Genomic DNA, 17,516 nt, shown 5'->3' on the forward strand with positions numbered 1-17,516 from the left:
ATCGCCCCACAGATCCCCGACTTCTTCCATAACCTAGGGACTTATTAAATATTTGCGAGACAAGTCCGGGATCTTGCACCCCCTCCCAGATACCGTCAGAGCGATCTGCTTGCAGCAGCGCTTCGCTATCGCCTTTAACTAGTCTCAAGATAATCACATACATGATTTTCTAGTCAGATTTATCTGACTTTAGCTTTCAGACGGGGGTTTCTAACCCCCGGTTCCTCTGGGTGGCGATCTGCTTGCAGCAGCGCTTCGCTATCGCCCCACAGATCCCCGACTTCTAGCTAAATTATCCTAGATTACCTGTGATAATGTGAGAAGTCGGGGATCTTAACCATTAATATAAATTCCACTAATTGCAAGTGTGTCTCTAGAATGGGGAAATTTTTAGCCGCAAAGGCTTGTAGGTCTGGATCTTCACCTAGTTGGATCTGACGGGTATGCATAACTAAATTTTCCATGTGTCCATTAATGCCAGCTTCATTGATGTATGCTTGGTCGAAGTTGACACCAGACAGTTTTGATAGTTGCGTTTTTAAGGCTTGATATTTGGGACTAATATTAGTGGGTGGATTCATTCCCTTTTGTTGAGCTAATTGCATTAATTCCTGATTCAAACGTGTATGGTCTTGAATCATTTGTTGAGCATATTGTTTGATATTTTCGTTTTTTGATGTTTCCAAAGCTAGGTTTGCTAGTTCCAGTTCTCCGATTCCTGCTTGAAATGCTTCTTGCACATACATCATGTCCATTTGACTGATCTGTGCAGTTTGAGCCTCTAGTATAGTATATTGACTAAATGTTGTGTGGGCGATCGCTTCTTGATGAATCTGATCATATCCGGTGATCGCGATCGCACTAGTAAACCCCATAGTTGCGATGAGATGAGTAATTTTCTTTCCTGAGTTGTCGGGTAATAAATTCATCATATGACCTTGATAAATATAGTTAATTGCTAAGGAAAGTTCAGAGGAATTAACTAAAATTAACTATATATACCCCAATTTTTAATACCTTGATTTTGTAAAATGGTTTCAGCACTATGAATCTGTTTATCTGTGCCATTGAGGATGAGTAAATAATCACTCTGCTGCAGGCGATCGCTATAAACTCTGGCTTGGTTTTCGGGTATACCTAAATCAGTCAAGGCCTGAACTAAATTTTGATTTGCGACTGCTCCCACGGCTACACCCGCCATACTAGCAATTAAGGCTACACCGACGGAACCAGCGGCTAATAACACTCCTAAACTGGGAATAGCCAAACTACTCAAACCAACTAACAGACTACCCCAGGTAGTAGCGGTCAGTGTTTCCCCCACTGGCTTGGTAACATTAACATTTTGCTCACCAATGCGATCGCTGACCTGCGCCTCACCCAAGGGCTTTTCTGATTCTACATCTTTAGCAATGATAGAAATTTGCTCTATGGGGAAGTCGGATGTTTTCAGTTGATTGATTGCTGCTTCTACTTGTTGATGTTTGGTAAATACTCCCACTGCATATTTATGATTTTGATTAACCATATTTTCCTCATTTCTCAGTCTGATAATTAAAGTTATCAAGATTGATTTAATTGCTTTAAGTCAGGTAGATAAATCATTGGACTGCAAAAAGCCACAGAATATATTATAAAACTCAAAAAAAATATATTCTGTGGGTGTAAATCATTTTCTGTTAGTGAGAAACTTCCTAAGTTTGTGGTTCTTGTTGTTGTTGTTGTGGTTCTTGTTGTTGTTGTTGTTGTCTTTCTGTTTCTTGTTGTTCTCGTCTTTCTCGTTCTTGTCGTTGTTCTGGTGTTTCAGTGGTAGTATCATCTGTTGGTGGTTGTACTTGGGAGTGTAAGGTACCAGTTGTAGATGTGTTTAAATTGGTGAATGCAAATGCGGGAACACTCACCAAAGCACTGATACCAGCTACTCCCACAAGGTTAACAAGCATTTTGAAGAAACTTACATTCTTGTTTGCTTTCATTTGGATCTCCTGCGTTTACAGCAGCAAAATTGTTAAATAGCCCGGTAATTCCATGAAATCAATACAAAATCTGGCAGTATTCTCAATTTTTAATTGGCTATGATACCCTCAGTAATACCGCACTGGAATCTTGTATTTACATTCGATAGTAATTCTATACAACTAGTAAAACGTCTCTCTACAGCATCAGATCATATTAAAGACTCAAGTTATGATTCACACTAATTTTTTGTGAAGCTGTCAATTTAGTTTACCCTCTCTAACCCTACCCTGGTAAAGCTTTGGCGGCTTTGGGTTGCAGTTACTCTGCATTCAGATTAAATTCATACTGACAACCGATGACAAATCAGGCCAAAAACTGGTGCAATAAATAGTAATTGGTGTTGTCTATATTGGAGTAATGAAAGATCGCGTTTTGATTTTGGGTGGAAGAGGGCGGATTGGTAGCCATGTTGCTCTAGATATAGCTACCCACACCCGTGCAGAAATTACCATTACTGGGCGTTCACCGGAAACACACAGTAATTCTCAGTTGTCTTTGGGTGAAAATGTTCAGTTTTTGGTGTTAGACTTGGCAGAAGTTGAGAAATTGAGAGAGGCGATCGCTAATTCTAATTTAGTTATCCATTGTGCGGGACCGTTTCACTACCGAGATGCTAATGTTCTCAAAATTTGTATTCAAGAAGGGGTAAACTATATAGATGTCAGTGACCATCGTTCTTATACTACCAAGGCGCTAAATTATCATCAACAAGCTGTTGCAGCGGGTGTGACGGCAATTGTTAATACGGGAATTTTCCCTGGTATCTCTAATAGCATGGTGCGTCAGTGTGCGGAGCAATTTGACCAACCAGAAGAAATACATTTAAGTTACTTAGTATGTGGTTCTGGAGGCGCGGGAATCACAGTCATGCGCACCACATTTTTAGGGTTGCAATATCCTTTTGAGGCCTGGATAGATAGAAAATGGCAAATAATCGAGCCTTACAGTCAAAGAGAAGTAGTTGATTTTCCCGCTCCCTATAGACTCCATGGGGTTTACTGGTTTGATATGCCAGAAACCTTTACAATACCCCAAGCCTTCCCATCAGTTAAAACCGTAGTTACCAAATTTGGCTCGATTCCCGACTTTTACAACCACCTCACCTGGACAGCAGCCCATATATTACCCAAGTGGTTAATGCAGCGTCGTTACATGATTGAATTTTTAGCCCGTGTGAGTCATTTAATGACAGATTTCACTAATAATTTTAGTGGAATTGGGGTAGCAGTGCGTTCAGAAGTCACAGGTGAAAAAAATGGTGAAATCGGTGTTTACCGTTCTACCGTAGTACATGAAAATACCGCCGTAGCTTCTGGCTGTGGTGCTGGGAGCATTGCAGAATTATTATTAGCAGGGAAGCTGAAAAAACCTGGGGTTTCACCTGTAGAAGCAGCACTACCAACAGATTTATTTATGCAGGCTATGGAAAAACGAGGAATTCAGATTAATTCCCATTGGTGTTAAAACAAGTTTCTTAGTGTTTATTGTATAATTATTGATATGGTGTTATGGCCTTTCCGAGGCTAATGAAGTATACACCAAGTTCGGTGTGTTTCGGTGTGTTCGGTGTGTTCAATGCGTAAAAAAGAAAAATTTCCTCACCTAGTGGGTTCTAAGTGGACAGCACAGAAAAAAATAGATGGTTGGCGACACTTCCAGGTCGTTAACCGGAAAAATCAGAGTAAGTGGGTATATGCCGAAATGGTTGCAGCTTGTGACCCCAATGTCCGCTTTTGGTTAAACGCAAAATTGTTACAAGATAACTCTCAGTGGAAAGCTGGCTGGCAATCTTTACAGGAAATTGAAGCACGAGAAACCTAAATATCAGCTAAAACCTAAAATTAATAATTTATTACAAACCAATCACTAAGGGATGAAAAGCATAGTTGAGATATTCTTCCCAGTGTTGTGTATTTGTGAATATACCCCTTGGGGATTGCATAGCTAATCTGTCTATTGAGGTTTCAAACTCAGCCCCTTTCCCAGGGGATCAGTGTGGCTGATGTTAGTTTTCCGCCATAAAAACTATATACAAAAGTACATAGAGTTATTTTTGTCTTTTGTAACTATTTTATAAAAAATGGATAAAAAACAGCAATTTATGAGCTTTTAAAGCTAATATTAAGATTTACAGCCTAAAAAATTCATAAATAATCTGTTTTAATGCTGAAAACATCTTATAGATACTTTTTTCATATTTGCACCCCCTTTCTTTTCTGTGGAATATCGTCAATAATCAAAATCACATAGCTCAGACATCCCCCGGCTAGGTAAAGGTAAAAGCTTCCGCCAGGAGTTTGATAAAAAATTATTAGAGGTAAATAACAATGAAACTAGCAGTTTACGGAAAAGGTGGTATTGGTAAATCTACAACTAGCTGTAATATATCCGTCGCCTTAGCCAAACGGGGTAAAAAGGTTCTGCAAATCGGTTGTGACCCCAAACACGACAGCACCTTTACACTCACAGGGTTTTTAATTCCCACAATTATTGATACTCTCCAAGAAAAGGATTACCACTATGAAGATGTTTGGCCAGAAGATGTAATTTATAAAGGCTATGGTGGTGTAGATTGTGTAGAAGCTGGTGGACCGCCTGCTGGTGCTGGATGTGGCGGTTACGTAGTGGGAGAGACAGTAAAATTACTTAAAGAACTCAACGCCTTTGATGAGTACGATGTAATTCTGTTTGATGTCCTGGGTGACGTTGTATGTGGTGGTTTTGCTGCGCCACTCAACTATGCAGATTATTGTATGATTGTGACTGACAATGGCTTTGATGCCCTGTTCGCCGCCAATCGCATTGCAGCCTCAGTGAGGGAAAAAGCCCGCACTCATCCCCTGCGTTTAGCGGGTTTAATTGGTAATCGCACCTCTAAGCGGGACTTAATCGAGAAATATATAGAAGCAGTGCCTATGCCGGTGTTAGAAGTGTTACCTTTAATTGAAGATATTCGTGTTTCTCGTGTTAAGGGTAAAACTTTATTTGAAATGGCGGAAAATGACCCTTCTCTGAGCTACGTTTGCGATTACTACCTGAATATCGCTGACCAGATTCTGGCACGTCCAGAGGGTGTTGTGCCTAAAGATGCTCAAGATCGGGAATTGTTCTCTTTGTTGTCTGATTTTTATCTAAATCCAGCTAAACCACAGGTGACGAATTTGGAAGAAGAACTAGACTTGATGATTGTATAGCATCATCAAGTTCCAGGATGGGGAAAAATATGGCTTTCTTTAATAGCTTTACAGATGAAATCAGACAAAAGTGGTTAGAATTCTTTGAGACAAACCGTGAGTGGATTGTTCTGCATATGATAGCCGAGTCGGTTTCTACTCCAGATGGCGGAAAGCGACCAAGTTCATACCTCATCTTGGGTGTTGTCAATGCTCTAGAACCCCAATTAGCACAGCTAATGATGCCTTTTTCCAAACTGAATCCTGACGCTGATACTCTGATTGAGGTGCTGGAGTTGGATTTTGACCCCGATATTGTTCTGGGTTATCGCCCCAATCCCACAGAACAGATGCGGAATGTGAATCAGAACCGGAAAGATGATGTTCATGTCAATGACTTGAGGGGCGCATCTCAGAAAGGACAAAATAACTTGAAAACTGTGTCTAAATCATCACCCACTATGGTAGCTGATGATTTTGGTGGGATTTCCTTTGCAACAACACCTGGATCTCAAGAAATCCTGGATGATTCCCAGACAAAAGACATACTATCAGATGTCTGGGAGGAAGAAAGCGGATTAGAAAAAAGTGGGGAAGAACTCTCAGAGGATGTTTTTGATGAATCAGAGTTTGCGCGTCTGTTCCCTAAACCTTAATTGTTACCGTTTTTGTTGAATATCAAGTACCGACAATTGACTGATTATAACACAAAATGGGTTACTCAGGGGGAAGTATCATCCCCCCATGCCCGCCCTATATTCATCTGCTATTAAATACTAAGGGGAGAAAAATACAAATGACTATCGCTCAACAACCAGACACTTTAAAATTTGAGTGCGAAACTGGCAATTACCACACCTTCTGTCCCATTAGTTGTGTGGCTTGGTTATACCAGAAAATTGAAGATAGCTTCTTTCTGGTGATTGGTACTAAGACTTGTGGGTATTTCTTGCAAAATGCCATGGGGGTGATGATTTTTGCTGAACCTCGCTATGCCATGGCAGAATTAGAAGAGGGGGATATTTCCGCACAGCTGAATGATTATGAGGAGTTAAAGCGGTTGTGTTTGCAAATTAAGCGCGATCGCAATCCCAGTGTAATTGTCTGGATTGGTACTTGCACTACGGAAATTATTAAAACAGATTTAGAAGGTTTAGCACCCAAGTTAGAATCAGAAATTGGTATTCCTATTGTTGTCGCCCGTGCTAATGGTTTAGATTATGCCTTTACCCAAGGGGAAGATACCGTATTAGCATCTATGGCTAATCGTTGTCCCACTCAAGCACCACCAGCAGCAACTGATAAAAATGAAGGTAATGCGATTCAAAAGCTGCTCAACTTTGGCAAAAAGAAAGAAGAAGTCGCTCAAGAAGAATCCGAGTATGTAGATCATCCTCCCCTGGTGCTGTTCGGTTCTCTACCTGATCCTGTGGTCACCCAGTTAACCTTGGAACTCAAGAAACAAGGGATAAAAGTTTCTGGTTGGCTACCTGCAAAGCGGTTTACTGAATTACCGGTGATTGAAGAAGGGTATTATGTGGCTGGTGTCAACCCCTTCCTCAGTCGCACCGCCACTACCTTAATGCGTCGCCGCAAGTGTAAACTTATTGGCGCACCTTTCCCCATTGGCCCTGATGGTACTCGCGCTTGGGTTGAGAAAATCTGCTCTGTGTTTGGTATTACTCCCAAGGGTTTAGATGAGCGGGAAGCGCAAATTTGGGAAAGTTTGGCAGATTATGTGAAAATTATTCAGGGTAAGTCTGTCTTCTTTATGGGTGATAACTTACTAGAAATCTCCCAAGCTCGGTTTTTAGTACGTTGTGGAATGACCGTACATGAAATCGGTATCCCCTATATGGATAAGCGTTATCAAGCTGCTGAGTTGGCGCTATTAGAAAAAACTTGTCACGAAATGGGTGTACCTCTGCCCAAGATTATCGAGAAACCAGATAATTACAATCAGGTGCAGCGTATTTATGAATTAAAACCAGATTTGGTAATTACTGGTATGGCTCACGCTAATCCTTTAGAAGCCCGTGGTATTAATACTAAGTGGTCAGTAGAGTTCACCTTTGCGCAAATTCACGGTTTTACTAACGCCCGTGACCTTCTGGAGTTGGTGACCCGTCCCCTGCGCCGCAATAATAATCTTAAAGATTTGGGTTGGGATAAGTTAGTCAAGGAAGAGGCAAAAATTTAAGTGTTTGGCTGAGTTATAGCAGATCATGTTGGGGCGAACTTTGTTCGCCTTTTTTCCTTTGGGATGCTCTCATTGCTGATTATAGCGGGCAAGATGCCCGCACTATGTCAATGATTTCTTAATTAAGTTTAATTTCTGCGGCGGATATTCTGAGCTATTCCAGGCCAATTTCTATTGGCTCTTTGAATATGTCCCGGGATATCTCTTTCCCAGCGTCTGTGAATCCTCTGGTCAGCATTTAAGTATAGCTTCCCTTCTACAATTCTCCATGCATTGGGGTCAATGGGTGCAGTATATCCCCTGCTGACAGCCCAAGCACAAAAACCACCATATTGAGGGGCGTATTTTTCGGGATTTTTAGCAAATAAATCTCGATTTCCCGCAGTCGAAAATCGCCAATTGACATTTGCCCATTTATGGGTAAAGTTAGAACTACCTGCAATTGGTTTTCCTTGTTGAAAATAGGCAACGGGGTCATACCCTTTCAAGGCGATCGCATTTTCCGCATCAAATACCCAGGCGACATTCTGAGCATTAGCTGGAGATTCAAGGTTAGGAATAACCGTTTCAACATTTGCACTGGGGCTAAAACACCCCCCCAATCCCACTATTAACAGTGAAGATGTGATGAATATATTAAAATTTTGGTGATTCATAGTTTTAAAGCTCTATAGTGGGAATATACAGCACATTACCTCTGAGTAGGTACAAGGGCGGGCAAGATGCCCACACCACAACAGTTTTATCAGTCAATCTTTAAGAAATTCTCGGCCAATTCCCTATCCATTCTCCCCCACGAAACCGCCACCGGGGAAACAACAATCGCATCACCACCCAAGAGGATAAATAAACCCCCAACCAAACTAAACCATAATGTTGAATAAATGTGATTAGATCAAATTCAGTCCTGGGAATATAAGGTAAACCGATATTGGCAATAATTACAGCCAAAACCAACCCCTCTACAACTCCTGCATAAAATTGGAATACTCCAGGCCAGTCATGATCCCACATATATTTTTGCAGAAAATCATACAATACATCCCAACCTATGCCCAATAAGCCCACATAAAATACCACCCAAAAGTAAACATTAGACTCATGGCCGAAATATCCCCAATGGAAAGGGAGGGAAATTAAAATTCCCACCGTTGCTAACAGAAAGATTCGCGTTTGCCAGCGACCGAATAAAGTTGGAGTCATGATATTTTAAGGATAGATTAAGGTTTGTTATTTAAAGCCCATTTCAACCATTGCCAGAGAGAATAAATACCCTCTATATAGCGCACCCCCGGAGCTTTAGCCGCTGCTAAGGCTTCCACAGCACGATGGGCGCAATATTGTAAGCCTAAAAATGTGTCCACAGGTGCGTAGGGACCACCCAGGGTGATAATCCCCGCTGCATATATACGAGAACTCTGATTTCTCAACTTTTTGATTTCAAAGTTATTTTCCACATGGAACCGCTTTTGGGGGTTCAACTCTAGTTGATAATGAGTAATTAAATCATGCAAAAAAGGACTTTGTAAGGGGTCTGAAACTAACCCTGTACAATCAATGACAAAATCAGCACTAACCTCTTTTAGACCTTGGTAAGTGACTAAATGGGTGACAACCCCACCGGGAGGATTACGTTCTAGTTGTGTGACTAAACCATAGGTAATTGTATACCATCCTTGTTTTTTTCCTTCTTTAATAATCTGTCGCCATTGCTTACGGCTAGCTGTTGTTGTTCCACCCCAGTCTTGTAATAACTCCCGTCTTCCCAAAGGGTCAGCTGCTTCTAACATTCTGCGCAGATCACCGCCCCAAGTCCCTTTGGGCCAGTTGTAAGGTTGAAATTCCCAATCATTTTCTACATACCGTTGCGCGCGATCAAATTCATTGCCTTTGCGGGGTTCTCGGTTTAAATGAATCACTTTAATATTAGCGTTGACTTGACGGGCTTTATACAACCGATCTAATACTTGTGAGGCTACAATTCCCGAACCGCGCAGGACAATAGTACCGCCTTTTTTCTCTAATGTCTCATAAATATGATCATGGGGTTCATAGCCTTGAACTACGGTTCTAGAATCTCCTATTTCTTCCGGGTAGTCTTGACGATATTTTTCTAAATCTGGTAGTAGTTTAATCCCGGGGTAACCTGTGCAGAGATGGACATATTGAGCGATGACAAATCGGGGATGTCTCTTATTTTGCGGGTCAGCACAATAAGCAATACAATAACGACCATCTTCGGTTTGACGCAGACTGAGAATACTACCGGGTTCTAGCATTTTATTCCAACCTATGCGTTGGGCTTCTCGGTCCATGGACTCAAACACATCTCTAGCGCGGGGGGTATAGGTATCTGCGTGAATGGGTTCTGCAAATACCTGCCATAAAAATCCTAACGCTGCGCCAACCTGTCCAGAAAATAAGGCTCTCCAAGCATCTCGCAGAGCATATCCTGGCCATCCCCAAATATTATCGGGACAAGAATCTGACCCTGAACGAATGCGTTTATACCGGGGAATTTGACAATTGCTCAGTAAGGTTTCATAGCGGTGATAAGGTTTGTTTTGAATGCTCAAAACCTGAATATTTTCGGTTTTAACTCCCGCAATTCTTAACATATCCACCCAAGCAAAACTGCCCATTCCTCCCCCACAGGCCACATATTCTGTTTCCCTGACGGGAAAACCACTTCTATCAATGGCTTCTAAAGAAATCCGTTTTCCGTGCCAAAAATCCAGATTATGGGGAAACTCTGATGAGGGAGTTGATGTCGTCGGAGTGAGTTGCTGTTCTAAAATCCCCGTATTGGGGTTAAAAATAATCGATGATTGGGAACTTTCAACAATTGATGTTGATGTTGTGGTCACCTCAGATTGGGGATTAAGAAAAATTGTAGATGTGCTTTCAGCTACGACTGTAGGCTCAGTAGATTCATCGGGAATCAGAAGAACGGTAATCGTATAGTTACCGATTGTTACTCTATCGCCATTGTTTAAAGGGCGACGTTCTCCCCTTAGTTTTTCGTCGTTGAGTTTAGTACCATTAGCACTCTTATCTTGCAGGTAAACTTGATTGTTGTCTGAGGTAATCTCAGCATGGAACCGGGAAAGTTGCTTACTTGAGTCTAATAAAACTACAGGAGACATACCCTGGGGTAGTTGGCTGATATCTCGCCCTATAGCTACTGGAAGATCAAAAATCTGCTCTTCCTGCTCCTCTGTCAACTGATTTTGGGAAATAAGTTTGATTTGCATTGATTTGATACTCTTATCTACAGGATGCCGTACTACCAGATACTTAGTTATGACATGGGCTGAAATTTTCTGATCTCTGAATAATTAACTATGGGCAACTGTCAAAGACAGATAGATTATATACTATAAATATAATAGAGTTTAGTATAGTATTCTTCCCTGTGTTGCCAATCTTGTGTCACTGCAACAATGGGAAAATATCCGTAAATCCTGAAAATACCAGCTTATACCCGGAATCCGAGCCTCACCTTTAAGCATACTTGCAGAGATTCTTTGTATAAAAAATAACTGTATATTTTTGTAAAGTTGACACAATAATTACCAGGCGATCGCCTGGGGAACATCTTTTTAAATTCTGCTCTCCAGGTTTCATAGTAATATGTGACTTATGTATGGTGATATACATTTTTCTTGTACTGCCTGGTAATGTATGACAAATCACCTAGATTTTATGAGAGAATTGAAGGGCGATCGCTCCTTGGCTGTATAGTGGCTACATATTTGATATGCTCACACATAAATACTGACAAATAAACTCTCACCCATAAATGATTACAGATGAAAATACATTGTACCAGACCGGGCTGCCTCAACCCTGAAAACGATGTGACAGACATCACCACCCCAGAACTGGTTTGTGAAGCCTGCGGGATGCCATTAATTTTACCAAACAACTGTCTACCTGTAGAACCTTTAGGAACCGGAGGATTTGGCTCCACCTTTAAAGCTATTTATGTACCCTTACACAATCAAGGTATGACAACCTATCGTGTGATCAAGCGGTTAAACATTAAAACTGAGAATGAGAAGCCTAGACTAGTTGAAGGAATCAAACAAGCCTTTCAACGGGAAGCTCAAATACTCAATCAATTAGGTCTACATCCTCAGATTCCCGTATTATATGATTATTTCTTCTTCAAGGCTCCCGCCTTTGAATCCCAGGGTAAGTCATATCCTCAACAAGAGTTACAGTATTTAGCCCAACAATATATTGCAGGCCAGGATTTGAGTCGAGAACTTCAGACACAGGGGCGCTTTTCTGAAGAGCAGATTAAAGATGTGTTAGATCAAATCCTACCGGTTTTACAATTCATTCATGAAAATAATGCTATTCATCGGGATATTAAACCCAGCAACATAATTCGCGAGGGAGAAAAACTGTTTTTAATCGACTTTGGCGCTGTTAAGCAAGTAGTGGAAGGACAAACCGATCTACAAACTTCCCTTGTTTTTGGTTCACCAGCATATGCACCCCGAGAACAAATAAAAGGGAAACCAGTTGATCCATCCAGTGATTTATATGCACTGGCCGCCTCTTGTATTCAATTACTGACAAAAGACTCTTTGGAGTATATCCGTAACAATGATGACCGCTGGAATTGGAGAACAAAATATCCAGGGATTGTCAGTGATCATCATCTAGCTGATATTTTAGATAGGATGCTCGAACCTAATCCTAAAAGGCGATATCGGTCAGCAGAGGCTGTGATTAAAGCTTTGGAAAATGAACCCACACCACCCCCACCACCCCCAAAACCTTTAATTCTACTCATAACTGTAATTTCTTTGATAGGACTGGCAGGATGGGGTATATGGCGATATTTACAGATAAAGCAACAGAATGTAGAACCGGGACAGGTAAAGCAACTGATCAGCGTCGGAGACACAGACCTTAAGGGTAGCCCCCAACTCGATACCATATATCAAGATCTGAAAAACAAAGGCATTGAAGCCTTTAAAAATGAAAAATATGACGTGGCGCTAAACAAATTTGCCCAAATTCGTCGCTGGGCTAAACAGGAGCGTGAGGACTCTGCCCGTGATCCCCAAAGTCTCGCTTATAAACAAGCGATTGCCGCATTACAAGACCCATCGGTACTAATCTACAAAAACAATGCCGAAGTCAGACGGCGACACAAGTCCGGGGAACCCATCTACACCATTGCTGCTGCTGTTCCCCTCACCAATAGTAACTGGCAACAATTCAATATTGGTCAACAAATGCTCTTTGGTATTGCTCAAGCTCAAGACAAGGCTGTGAATGACCCCAAACAGCCGATTAATTTAGAGGTGGTGATTGCCAATGATCGCAATTATCCTGAAGGAGCTAAAGTCGTCGCCAAGGCTATCTCTCAACCTAATGGGAATGGGCGCAAGATTCTGGCTGTGGTTGGTCATTATCTGAGCCATAGCACCTGCGAAGCTCTCAAATCTGCTTATAATCAGGCTGAGTTGGTAGTCATTTCCCCCCTAAGTACCCAGGCATATCTGCGCGGAGCCTGCGGATCATCTTTCTTCTTTAGAACAACTGCATCCACCAAGGTCGAAGCCAAAACCCTGGTCAATCACTTGCAGCAGTTAGGGCTGGGGAATCCTGGTTCAACTGTGGCAATTTTTTACCGGCCAAAAGACCCGTTCAGTCTGGATTTATTCAAGCGATTTAAGCAAACTTTGAAGGCAAAAACAATACTTGTGCAAGAATTTGATTTAGATGCTGATGATTTCGACGCCGGACAAGCTTTAAAAAAAGTTGCCAATGCCACGGCTTTAATTGTGATTCCTGATGGTAGAAATAAAGATAGGAAAGCTTTTGATCGCTCTCTAGAAGTGATTAAATCTAATGCAGGTAAAAAAATAGTTTTAGGTTCCAATCCCCTCTACGACCAGTCAATTATCAGCCCCTCTGGCGGTTTGCCAAATCTCAATAATAAACTGTTTCTGGCTGTTGACTGGCACCCACAATGTGCAGCAAAAAGCTTTATTGCTGAGACTAAGAATTACTGGTTGGGGAGTGTCAATCGCAATGCTGTTTTATCCTATGAAGCCACTCAAGTTTTAGTATCAGTCTTCCGTCGTCAGCCAACGGTTACTACTTCACTGGAAATTCGGGGATTTCTAGAGGACTTAGACGCTGGTAACGCCCCGGTTAGTGACGTATTTGCTAAGGATAAAACTATTAGCTTCCAACATGATGGCGATCGCAAAGAAATCAACGAACGCATTCTGATTACTGTTGGTGATAATATTAACAATCCCTTTGTTGTGTTTGGTGATTGCCGATAGGTACAGTTAATTTCACTCTCCCTCGGTTAATAGTCAAAGCAATGTATGACAAATCACCTAGATTTTATGAGAGAATTAAAAGGCGATCGCTCCTTGGCTGTATAGTGGCTACATATTTGATATGCTCACACATAAATACTGACAAATAAACTCTCACCCATAAATGATGACAAATGAAAATACATTGTACCAGACCGGGCTGCCTCAAACCCGAAAACCATGTGACAGACACCACCACCCCAGAACTGGTTTGTGAAGCCTGCGGGATGCCATTAATTTTACTAAACAACTATCTACCTGTAGAACCTTTAGGAACCGGAGGATTTGGCTCCACCTTTAAAGCTATTTATTTACCCTTACACAATCAAGGTGTGACAACCTATCGTGTCATCAAGCGGTTAAACATTCAAACTCATGACCCTAAACTAGTTGAAGGAATCCAACTAGCCTTTCAACGGGAAGCCAAAATTCTCCTCACCTTGGGTGAAAATGCTAACATTCCCGTATTATATGATTATTTCTCCTTCACGGCTCCCGCCTTTGAATCCCAGGGTCAGTTATATCCTCAACAAGAGTTACAGTATTTAGCCCAACAATATATTGCAGGCCAGGATTTGAATCAAGAACTTCAGAAACAGGGGCGCTTTTCTGAAGAGAAGATTAAAGAGTTGTTATTAAAAATCCTACCGGTTTTACAATTCATTCATCAAAACCATGCTATTCATCGGGATATTAAACCCAGCAACATAATTTGCGAGGGAGAAAAACTGTTTTTAATCGACTTTGGCGCTGTTAAGCAAGTAGTGGAAGGAAAAACCGATCTACAAACTTCCCTTGTTTTTGGTTCACGAGTATATGCGCCCCCAGAACAAATAGCAGGGAAAGAAGTTGATCCATCCAGTGATTTATATGCACTGGCGGCCTCTTGTATTCAATTACTGACAAGAGACTCTTTGGAGTATATCCGTAACAATGATAACCGCTGGAATTGGAGAACAAAATATCCTGGGATTGTCAGTAAGCATCTAGCTGATATTTTAGATAGGATGCTACAACCTAATCCTAAAAGGCGATATCGGTCAGCAGAGGATGTGATTAAAGCTTTGAGTGAAACCCTACGGCCAAACTTTTTCACTCTACTTATTAACTACATAAAAGGTAGTAAAAGACCAATACCTTTAATTCTACTCATAACTGTAATTTCTTTGCTGAGTATTGGTGTTGTCAAAGTCTTTTCTCCCTCTCTTTCCATTCGTACCATATCTTTTGAAGATCCCACCTCTAAAATCAAGATTCAATATCCCCAAAATTGGCAACCCCAACCAGCAAATACAACAGATACCATTGTGCGGATTTCCCCTATAAATGTCTCCCAAACTGGCTTACCCCCAGAGTTCATTATTAGTGTAGAACATTTAGCCCCCGATGAAACCTTAGAGGATTATAGGGAATTTGCCATTAAAAACCGCATTCACCAAAATATTCAACCGGAAACTATAAAAGTTGCTGATAGAGATGCGTATCGAGTCCTATATATGCGACAAAATGACAAGAATAACTTTGGATTTAAAGTTATGGAAATTTGGATCATGGGTGATCAAAAAGTCTATGTACTGACTTATAGCGCCGAAGAAAAAGATTATGATAAGTTTCTAAAACCTGTAGAAGAAACTATGATTAATTCTGTGCAATTACCACAAGAGAATCAAGAACTTTGGCGTGTTATCGGGAAATGAGAATCAATAATCAGCTTAGTAATTGGCGTTGACAACAGAAAACCCAATAAAGATATTAATTAATAGCACAGCCAAAGGGCGATCGCCTTACAGATCCCCGACTTCTGAAACTAAATTATCCCAGAAGAAGTCGGGGATCTTACGCCGCTGGGGTTTTTAATCCCTCCCTGGTTGGCGACTATATCTGTTGTTAAACGCAAAGGGGCGCAAAGGTTGGCGCAAAGGTACGCAAAGGTTTATTTTCGATGGCTTTGAGAGGGGGGTTTGTCAGGCCTCCCTGGGTGGCGATCGCATCTTGTCCAGATAATTAAATAGATGATCTTCTAGTCAGATTTATCTGACTTTAGCTATTAGACGGGGGTTTATAACCCCCGGTTACCCGTGTAGCATCAAACGCAATTTTTCAACCCAGGGCGATCGCCCCACAGATCCCCGACTTCTTCCATAACCTAGGGAGTTATTGAATATTTGGGAGAGAAGTCGGGGATCTTGCACCCCTCCCACAGTTACACAGATCCCCGACTTCTTCCATAACCTAGGGAGTTATTGAATATTTGGGAGACAAGTCGGGGATCTTGCACCCCTCACAGCTCCCCGACTTCTTCCATAACCTAGGGAGTTATTGAATATTTGGGAGAGAAGTGGGGGATCTTGCACCCCTCCCACAGACACACAGCTCCCCGACTTCTTCCATAACCTAGGGAGTTATTGAATATTTGGGAGAGAAGTGGGGGATCTTGCACCCCCTCCCACAGACACACAGATCCCCGACTTCTAGCTAAGTTATCCTAGATTATCTATGATGATGTGAGAAGTCGGGGATCTTGCACCTACAGTAAGTTTAAAAGCCTAATTGCTCGTTCATAACCAGCGGTATTACCTTGAGTGAGGTATAATTGCGCTGCTCTTTGGAAGTTTTCCCTGGCTTTGTTGATGTCTCCTAGGTTAACGTAAACAACACCGCGATTGATGTAAGCTTCAGCTAAATTAGGATTAATCCCAATAGCTTTGTTAAAATCAGCCAATGCTAAATCCCATTTCTGCTGGTTACGGTAAACAACACCGCGATTGTAGTAAGCATCAGCTAAATTAGGATTAATCCCAATAGCTTGGGTGAAATCAGCCAATGCTAAATCCCATTTCTGCTGGTTATAGTAAACACCACCGCGATTGTTGTAAGCATTAGCATGATTAGGATTAATCCTAATAGCTTGGGTGTAATCAGCCAATGCTAAATCCCATTTCTGCTGGTCAGCGTAAACAATACCGCGATTGTAGTAAGCTAGAGCATAATTACGATTAATCCCAATAGCTTGGGTGTAATCAGCCAGAGCTAAATCCCATTTCTGCTGGTCAGCGTAAACAAGACCGCGATTGTTATAAGCTAGAGCATCATTAGGATTAATCCCAATAGCTTGGGTGTAATCAGCCAGAGCTAAATCCCATTTCTGCTGGTTATAGTAAACAATACCGCGATTGTTGTAAGCTAGAGCTAAATTAGGATTAATCCCAATAGCTTGGGTGAAATCAGCCACAGCTAAATCCCATTTCTGCTGGTTAACGTAAACAAGACCGCGATTGTAGTAAGCATTAGCATAATTAGGATTAATCCCAATAGCTTGGGTGTAATCAGCCAATGCTAAATCCCATTTCTGCTGGTTACGGTAAACAACACCGCGATTGCTATAAAAAGCAGGACGGGGACTGAGTTCAATCGCCTGATTTATCGCCGACTCAGCCTCTGCATACCTGTTTAAATCTAACAACACCGCATACTTCTGATTATACAAATTAGGATTACCATCCTCCAGCTTAATCGCCTGATTGATAGCAGTCAGCGCCCTATCCAGTTGCTGTAATCCCCTATAAACTACACTCAGATAATCCCAAGCTGGGACAAAATCAGGTCTAGCCTTTACCGCCAATTCTAACGCTGCTGCTGCTTCCTTGTATTTTCCACCCCACCATAAAGCCAAACCCTGACCATAATAAGCCAAATCAATAAACGCTGGTTTTTGGGCGATCGCCTGTTCAAAAGCCTCTACCGCTTCACCATAGCGACCTAACCGCC

Annotated in this window: 14 protein-coding genes; 7 read left to right on the forward strand and 7 right to left on the reverse strand. The window is 41.6% G+C overall.

Translation table 11 applies throughout. The features are described 5' to 3' along the window. Nucleotides 1–302: 302 nt before the first annotated feature. From PN457_RS10620 to PN457_RS10630, 3 genes are all read right to left on the reverse strand, one after another. The gene (locus tag PN457_RS10620) at nucleotides 303–932 is read right to left on the reverse strand and encodes a DUF4142 domain-containing protein (RefSeq protein ID WP_271733250.1); all 630 of its coding nucleotides are present in this window, start codon (nucleotides 930–932) and stop codon (nucleotides 303–305) included. 56 nt (nucleotides 933–988) lie between these two features. Beyond that, entirely contained in the window at nucleotides 989–1,528 is a 540-nt protein-coding gene (locus tag PN457_RS10625) for a general stress protein (RefSeq protein ID WP_271733251.1), read from the reverse strand. A gap of 166 nt (nucleotides 1,529–1,694) precedes the next feature. After that, nucleotides 1,695–1,976 carry a hypothetical protein gene (locus PN457_RS10630; protein WP_271733252.1) on the reverse strand — a complete coding sequence of 94 codons (282 nt, stop codon included), beginning with the start codon at nucleotides 1,974–1,976 and terminating at the stop codon, nucleotides 1,695–1,697. 400 nt (nucleotides 1,977–2,376) lie between these two features. Between PN457_RS10630 and PN457_RS10635 the strand changes: the two genes are divergently transcribed. The 5 genes from PN457_RS10635 (at nucleotide 2,377) to PN457_RS10655 (ending at nucleotide 7,392) form a co-directional block, all read left to right on the forward strand. Then, a complete protein-coding gene (locus tag PN457_RS10635) occupies nucleotides 2,377–3,483 on the forward strand; it encodes a saccharopine dehydrogenase family protein (RefSeq protein ID WP_271733254.1) in 1,107 nt (368 codons plus the stop codon). Between the two features lie 111 nt (nucleotides 3,484–3,594). Continuing rightward, complete coding sequence (locus PN457_RS10640; RefSeq protein ID WP_271733255.1) at nucleotides 3,595–3,840, forward strand: TIGR02450 family Trp-rich protein; 246 nt, start codon at nucleotides 3,595–3,597, stop codon at nucleotides 3,838–3,840. Between the two features lie 506 nt (nucleotides 3,841–4,346). Further along, a complete protein-coding gene (gene bchL, locus PN457_RS10645; protein ID WP_271733256.1) occupies nucleotides 4,347–5,213 on the forward strand; it encodes a ferredoxin:protochlorophyllide reductase (ATP-dependent) iron-sulfur ATP-binding protein in 867 nt (288 codons plus the stop codon). Between the two features lie 29 nt (nucleotides 5,214–5,242). Beyond that, nucleotides 5,243–5,848 carry a DUF5331 domain-containing protein gene (locus tag PN457_RS10650; RefSeq protein WP_271733257.1) on the forward strand — a complete coding sequence of 202 codons (606 nt, stop codon included), beginning with the start codon at nucleotides 5,243–5,245 and terminating at the stop codon, nucleotides 5,846–5,848. 140 nt (nucleotides 5,849–5,988) lie between these two features. Further along, a complete protein-coding gene (locus PN457_RS10655) occupies nucleotides 5,989–7,392 on the forward strand; it encodes a ferredoxin:protochlorophyllide reductase (ATP-dependent) subunit N (protein WP_271733259.1) in 1,404 nt (467 codons plus the stop codon). A gap of 128 nt (nucleotides 7,393–7,520) precedes the next feature. Here the strand turns inward: PN457_RS10655 and PN457_RS10660 are convergent, their stop codons facing one another. From PN457_RS10660 to PN457_RS10670, 3 genes are all read right to left on the reverse strand, one after another. Beyond that, nucleotides 7,521–8,048, reverse strand: coding sequence for a YHS domain-containing (seleno)protein (locus tag PN457_RS10660; RefSeq protein WP_271733260.1), 528 nt, complete (start codon nucleotides 8,046–8,048; stop codon nucleotides 7,521–7,523). A 100-nt stretch (nucleotides 8,049–8,148) separates the two neighbouring features. Continuing rightward, on the reverse strand, nucleotides 8,149–8,595 hold the full coding sequence (locus PN457_RS10665) for a hypothetical protein (RefSeq protein WP_271733261.1): 447 nt from the start codon (nucleotides 8,593–8,595) through the stop codon (nucleotides 8,149–8,151). Between the two features lie 17 nt (nucleotides 8,596–8,612). Further along, nucleotides 8,613–10,646, reverse strand: coding sequence for an FHA domain-containing protein (locus tag PN457_RS10670; protein ID WP_271733262.1), 2,034 nt, complete (start codon nucleotides 10,644–10,646; stop codon nucleotides 8,613–8,615). A 558-nt stretch (nucleotides 10,647–11,204) separates the two neighbouring features. On the opposite strand from PN457_RS10670, the gene PN457_RS10675 reads away from it, so the two are divergent. Beyond that, the gene (locus PN457_RS10675; protein ID WP_334310759.1) at nucleotides 11,205–13,709 is read left to right on the forward strand and encodes a bifunctional serine/threonine-protein kinase/ABC transporter substrate-binding protein; all 2,505 of its coding nucleotides are present in this window, start codon (nucleotides 11,205–11,207) and stop codon (nucleotides 13,707–13,709) included. 173 nt (nucleotides 13,710–13,882) lie between these two features. Then, entirely contained in the window at nucleotides 13,883–15,445 is a 1,563-nt protein-coding gene (locus tag PN457_RS10680; RefSeq protein WP_271733264.1) for a serine/threonine-protein kinase, read from the forward strand. A gap of 830 nt (nucleotides 15,446–16,275) precedes the next feature. Here the strand turns inward: PN457_RS10680 and PN457_RS10685 are convergent. Continuing rightward, nucleotides 16,276–17,516 (reverse strand): tetratricopeptide repeat protein (locus PN457_RS10685; protein ID WP_271733265.1); only part of this gene is annotated, 1,241 nt, incomplete at its 5' end.

This window comes from Anabaenopsis arnoldii (genome assembly GCF_028331025.1).
Taxonomy (GTDB): Bacteria; Cyanobacteriota; Cyanobacteriia; order Cyanobacteriales; family Nostocaceae; genus Anabaenopsis; species Anabaenopsis arnoldii.

Coding starts and splice junctions, on each gene's coding strand:
- PN457_RS10620 (WP_271733250.1), bottom strand. CDS start 932: ATGATGAATTTATTACCCGACAACTCAGGAAAGAAAATTACTCATCTC.
- PN457_RS10625 (WP_271733251.1), bottom strand. CDS start 1,528: ATGGTTAATCAAAATCATAAATATGCAGTGGGAGTATTTACCAAACAT.
- PN457_RS10630 (WP_271733252.1), bottom strand. CDS start 1,976: ATGAAAGCAAACAAGAATGTAAGTTTCTTCAAAATGCTTGTTAACCTT.
- PN457_RS10635 (WP_271733254.1), top strand. CDS start 2,377: ATGAAAGATCGCGTTTTGATTTTGGGTGGAAGAGGGCGGATTGGTAGC.
- PN457_RS10640 (WP_271733255.1), top strand. CDS start 3,595: ATGCGTAAAAAAGAAAAATTTCCTCACCTAGTGGGTTCTAAGTGGACA.
- bchL (WP_271733256.1), top strand. CDS start 4,347: ATGAAACTAGCAGTTTACGGAAAAGGTGGTATTGGTAAATCTACAACT.
- PN457_RS10650 (WP_271733257.1), top strand. CDS start 5,243: ATGGCTTTCTTTAATAGCTTTACAGATGAAATCAGACAAAAGTGGTTA.
- PN457_RS10655 (WP_271733259.1), top strand. CDS start 5,989: ATGACTATCGCTCAACAACCAGACACTTTAAAATTTGAGTGCGAAACT.
- PN457_RS10660 (WP_271733260.1), bottom strand. CDS start 8,048: ATGAATCACCAAAATTTTAATATATTCATCACATCTTCACTGTTAATA.
- PN457_RS10665 (WP_271733261.1), bottom strand. CDS start 8,595: ATGACTCCAACTTTATTCGGTCGCTGGCAAACGCGAATCTTTCTGTTA.
- PN457_RS10670 (WP_271733262.1), bottom strand. CDS start 10,646: ATGCAAATCAAACTTATTTCCCAAAATCAGTTGACAGAGGAGCAGGAA.
- PN457_RS10675 (WP_334310759.1), top strand. CDS start 11,205: ATGAAAATACATTGTACCAGACCGGGCTGCCTCAACCCTGAAAACGAT.
- PN457_RS10680 (WP_271733264.1), top strand. CDS start 13,883: ATGAAAATACATTGTACCAGACCGGGCTGCCTCAAACCCGAAAACCAT.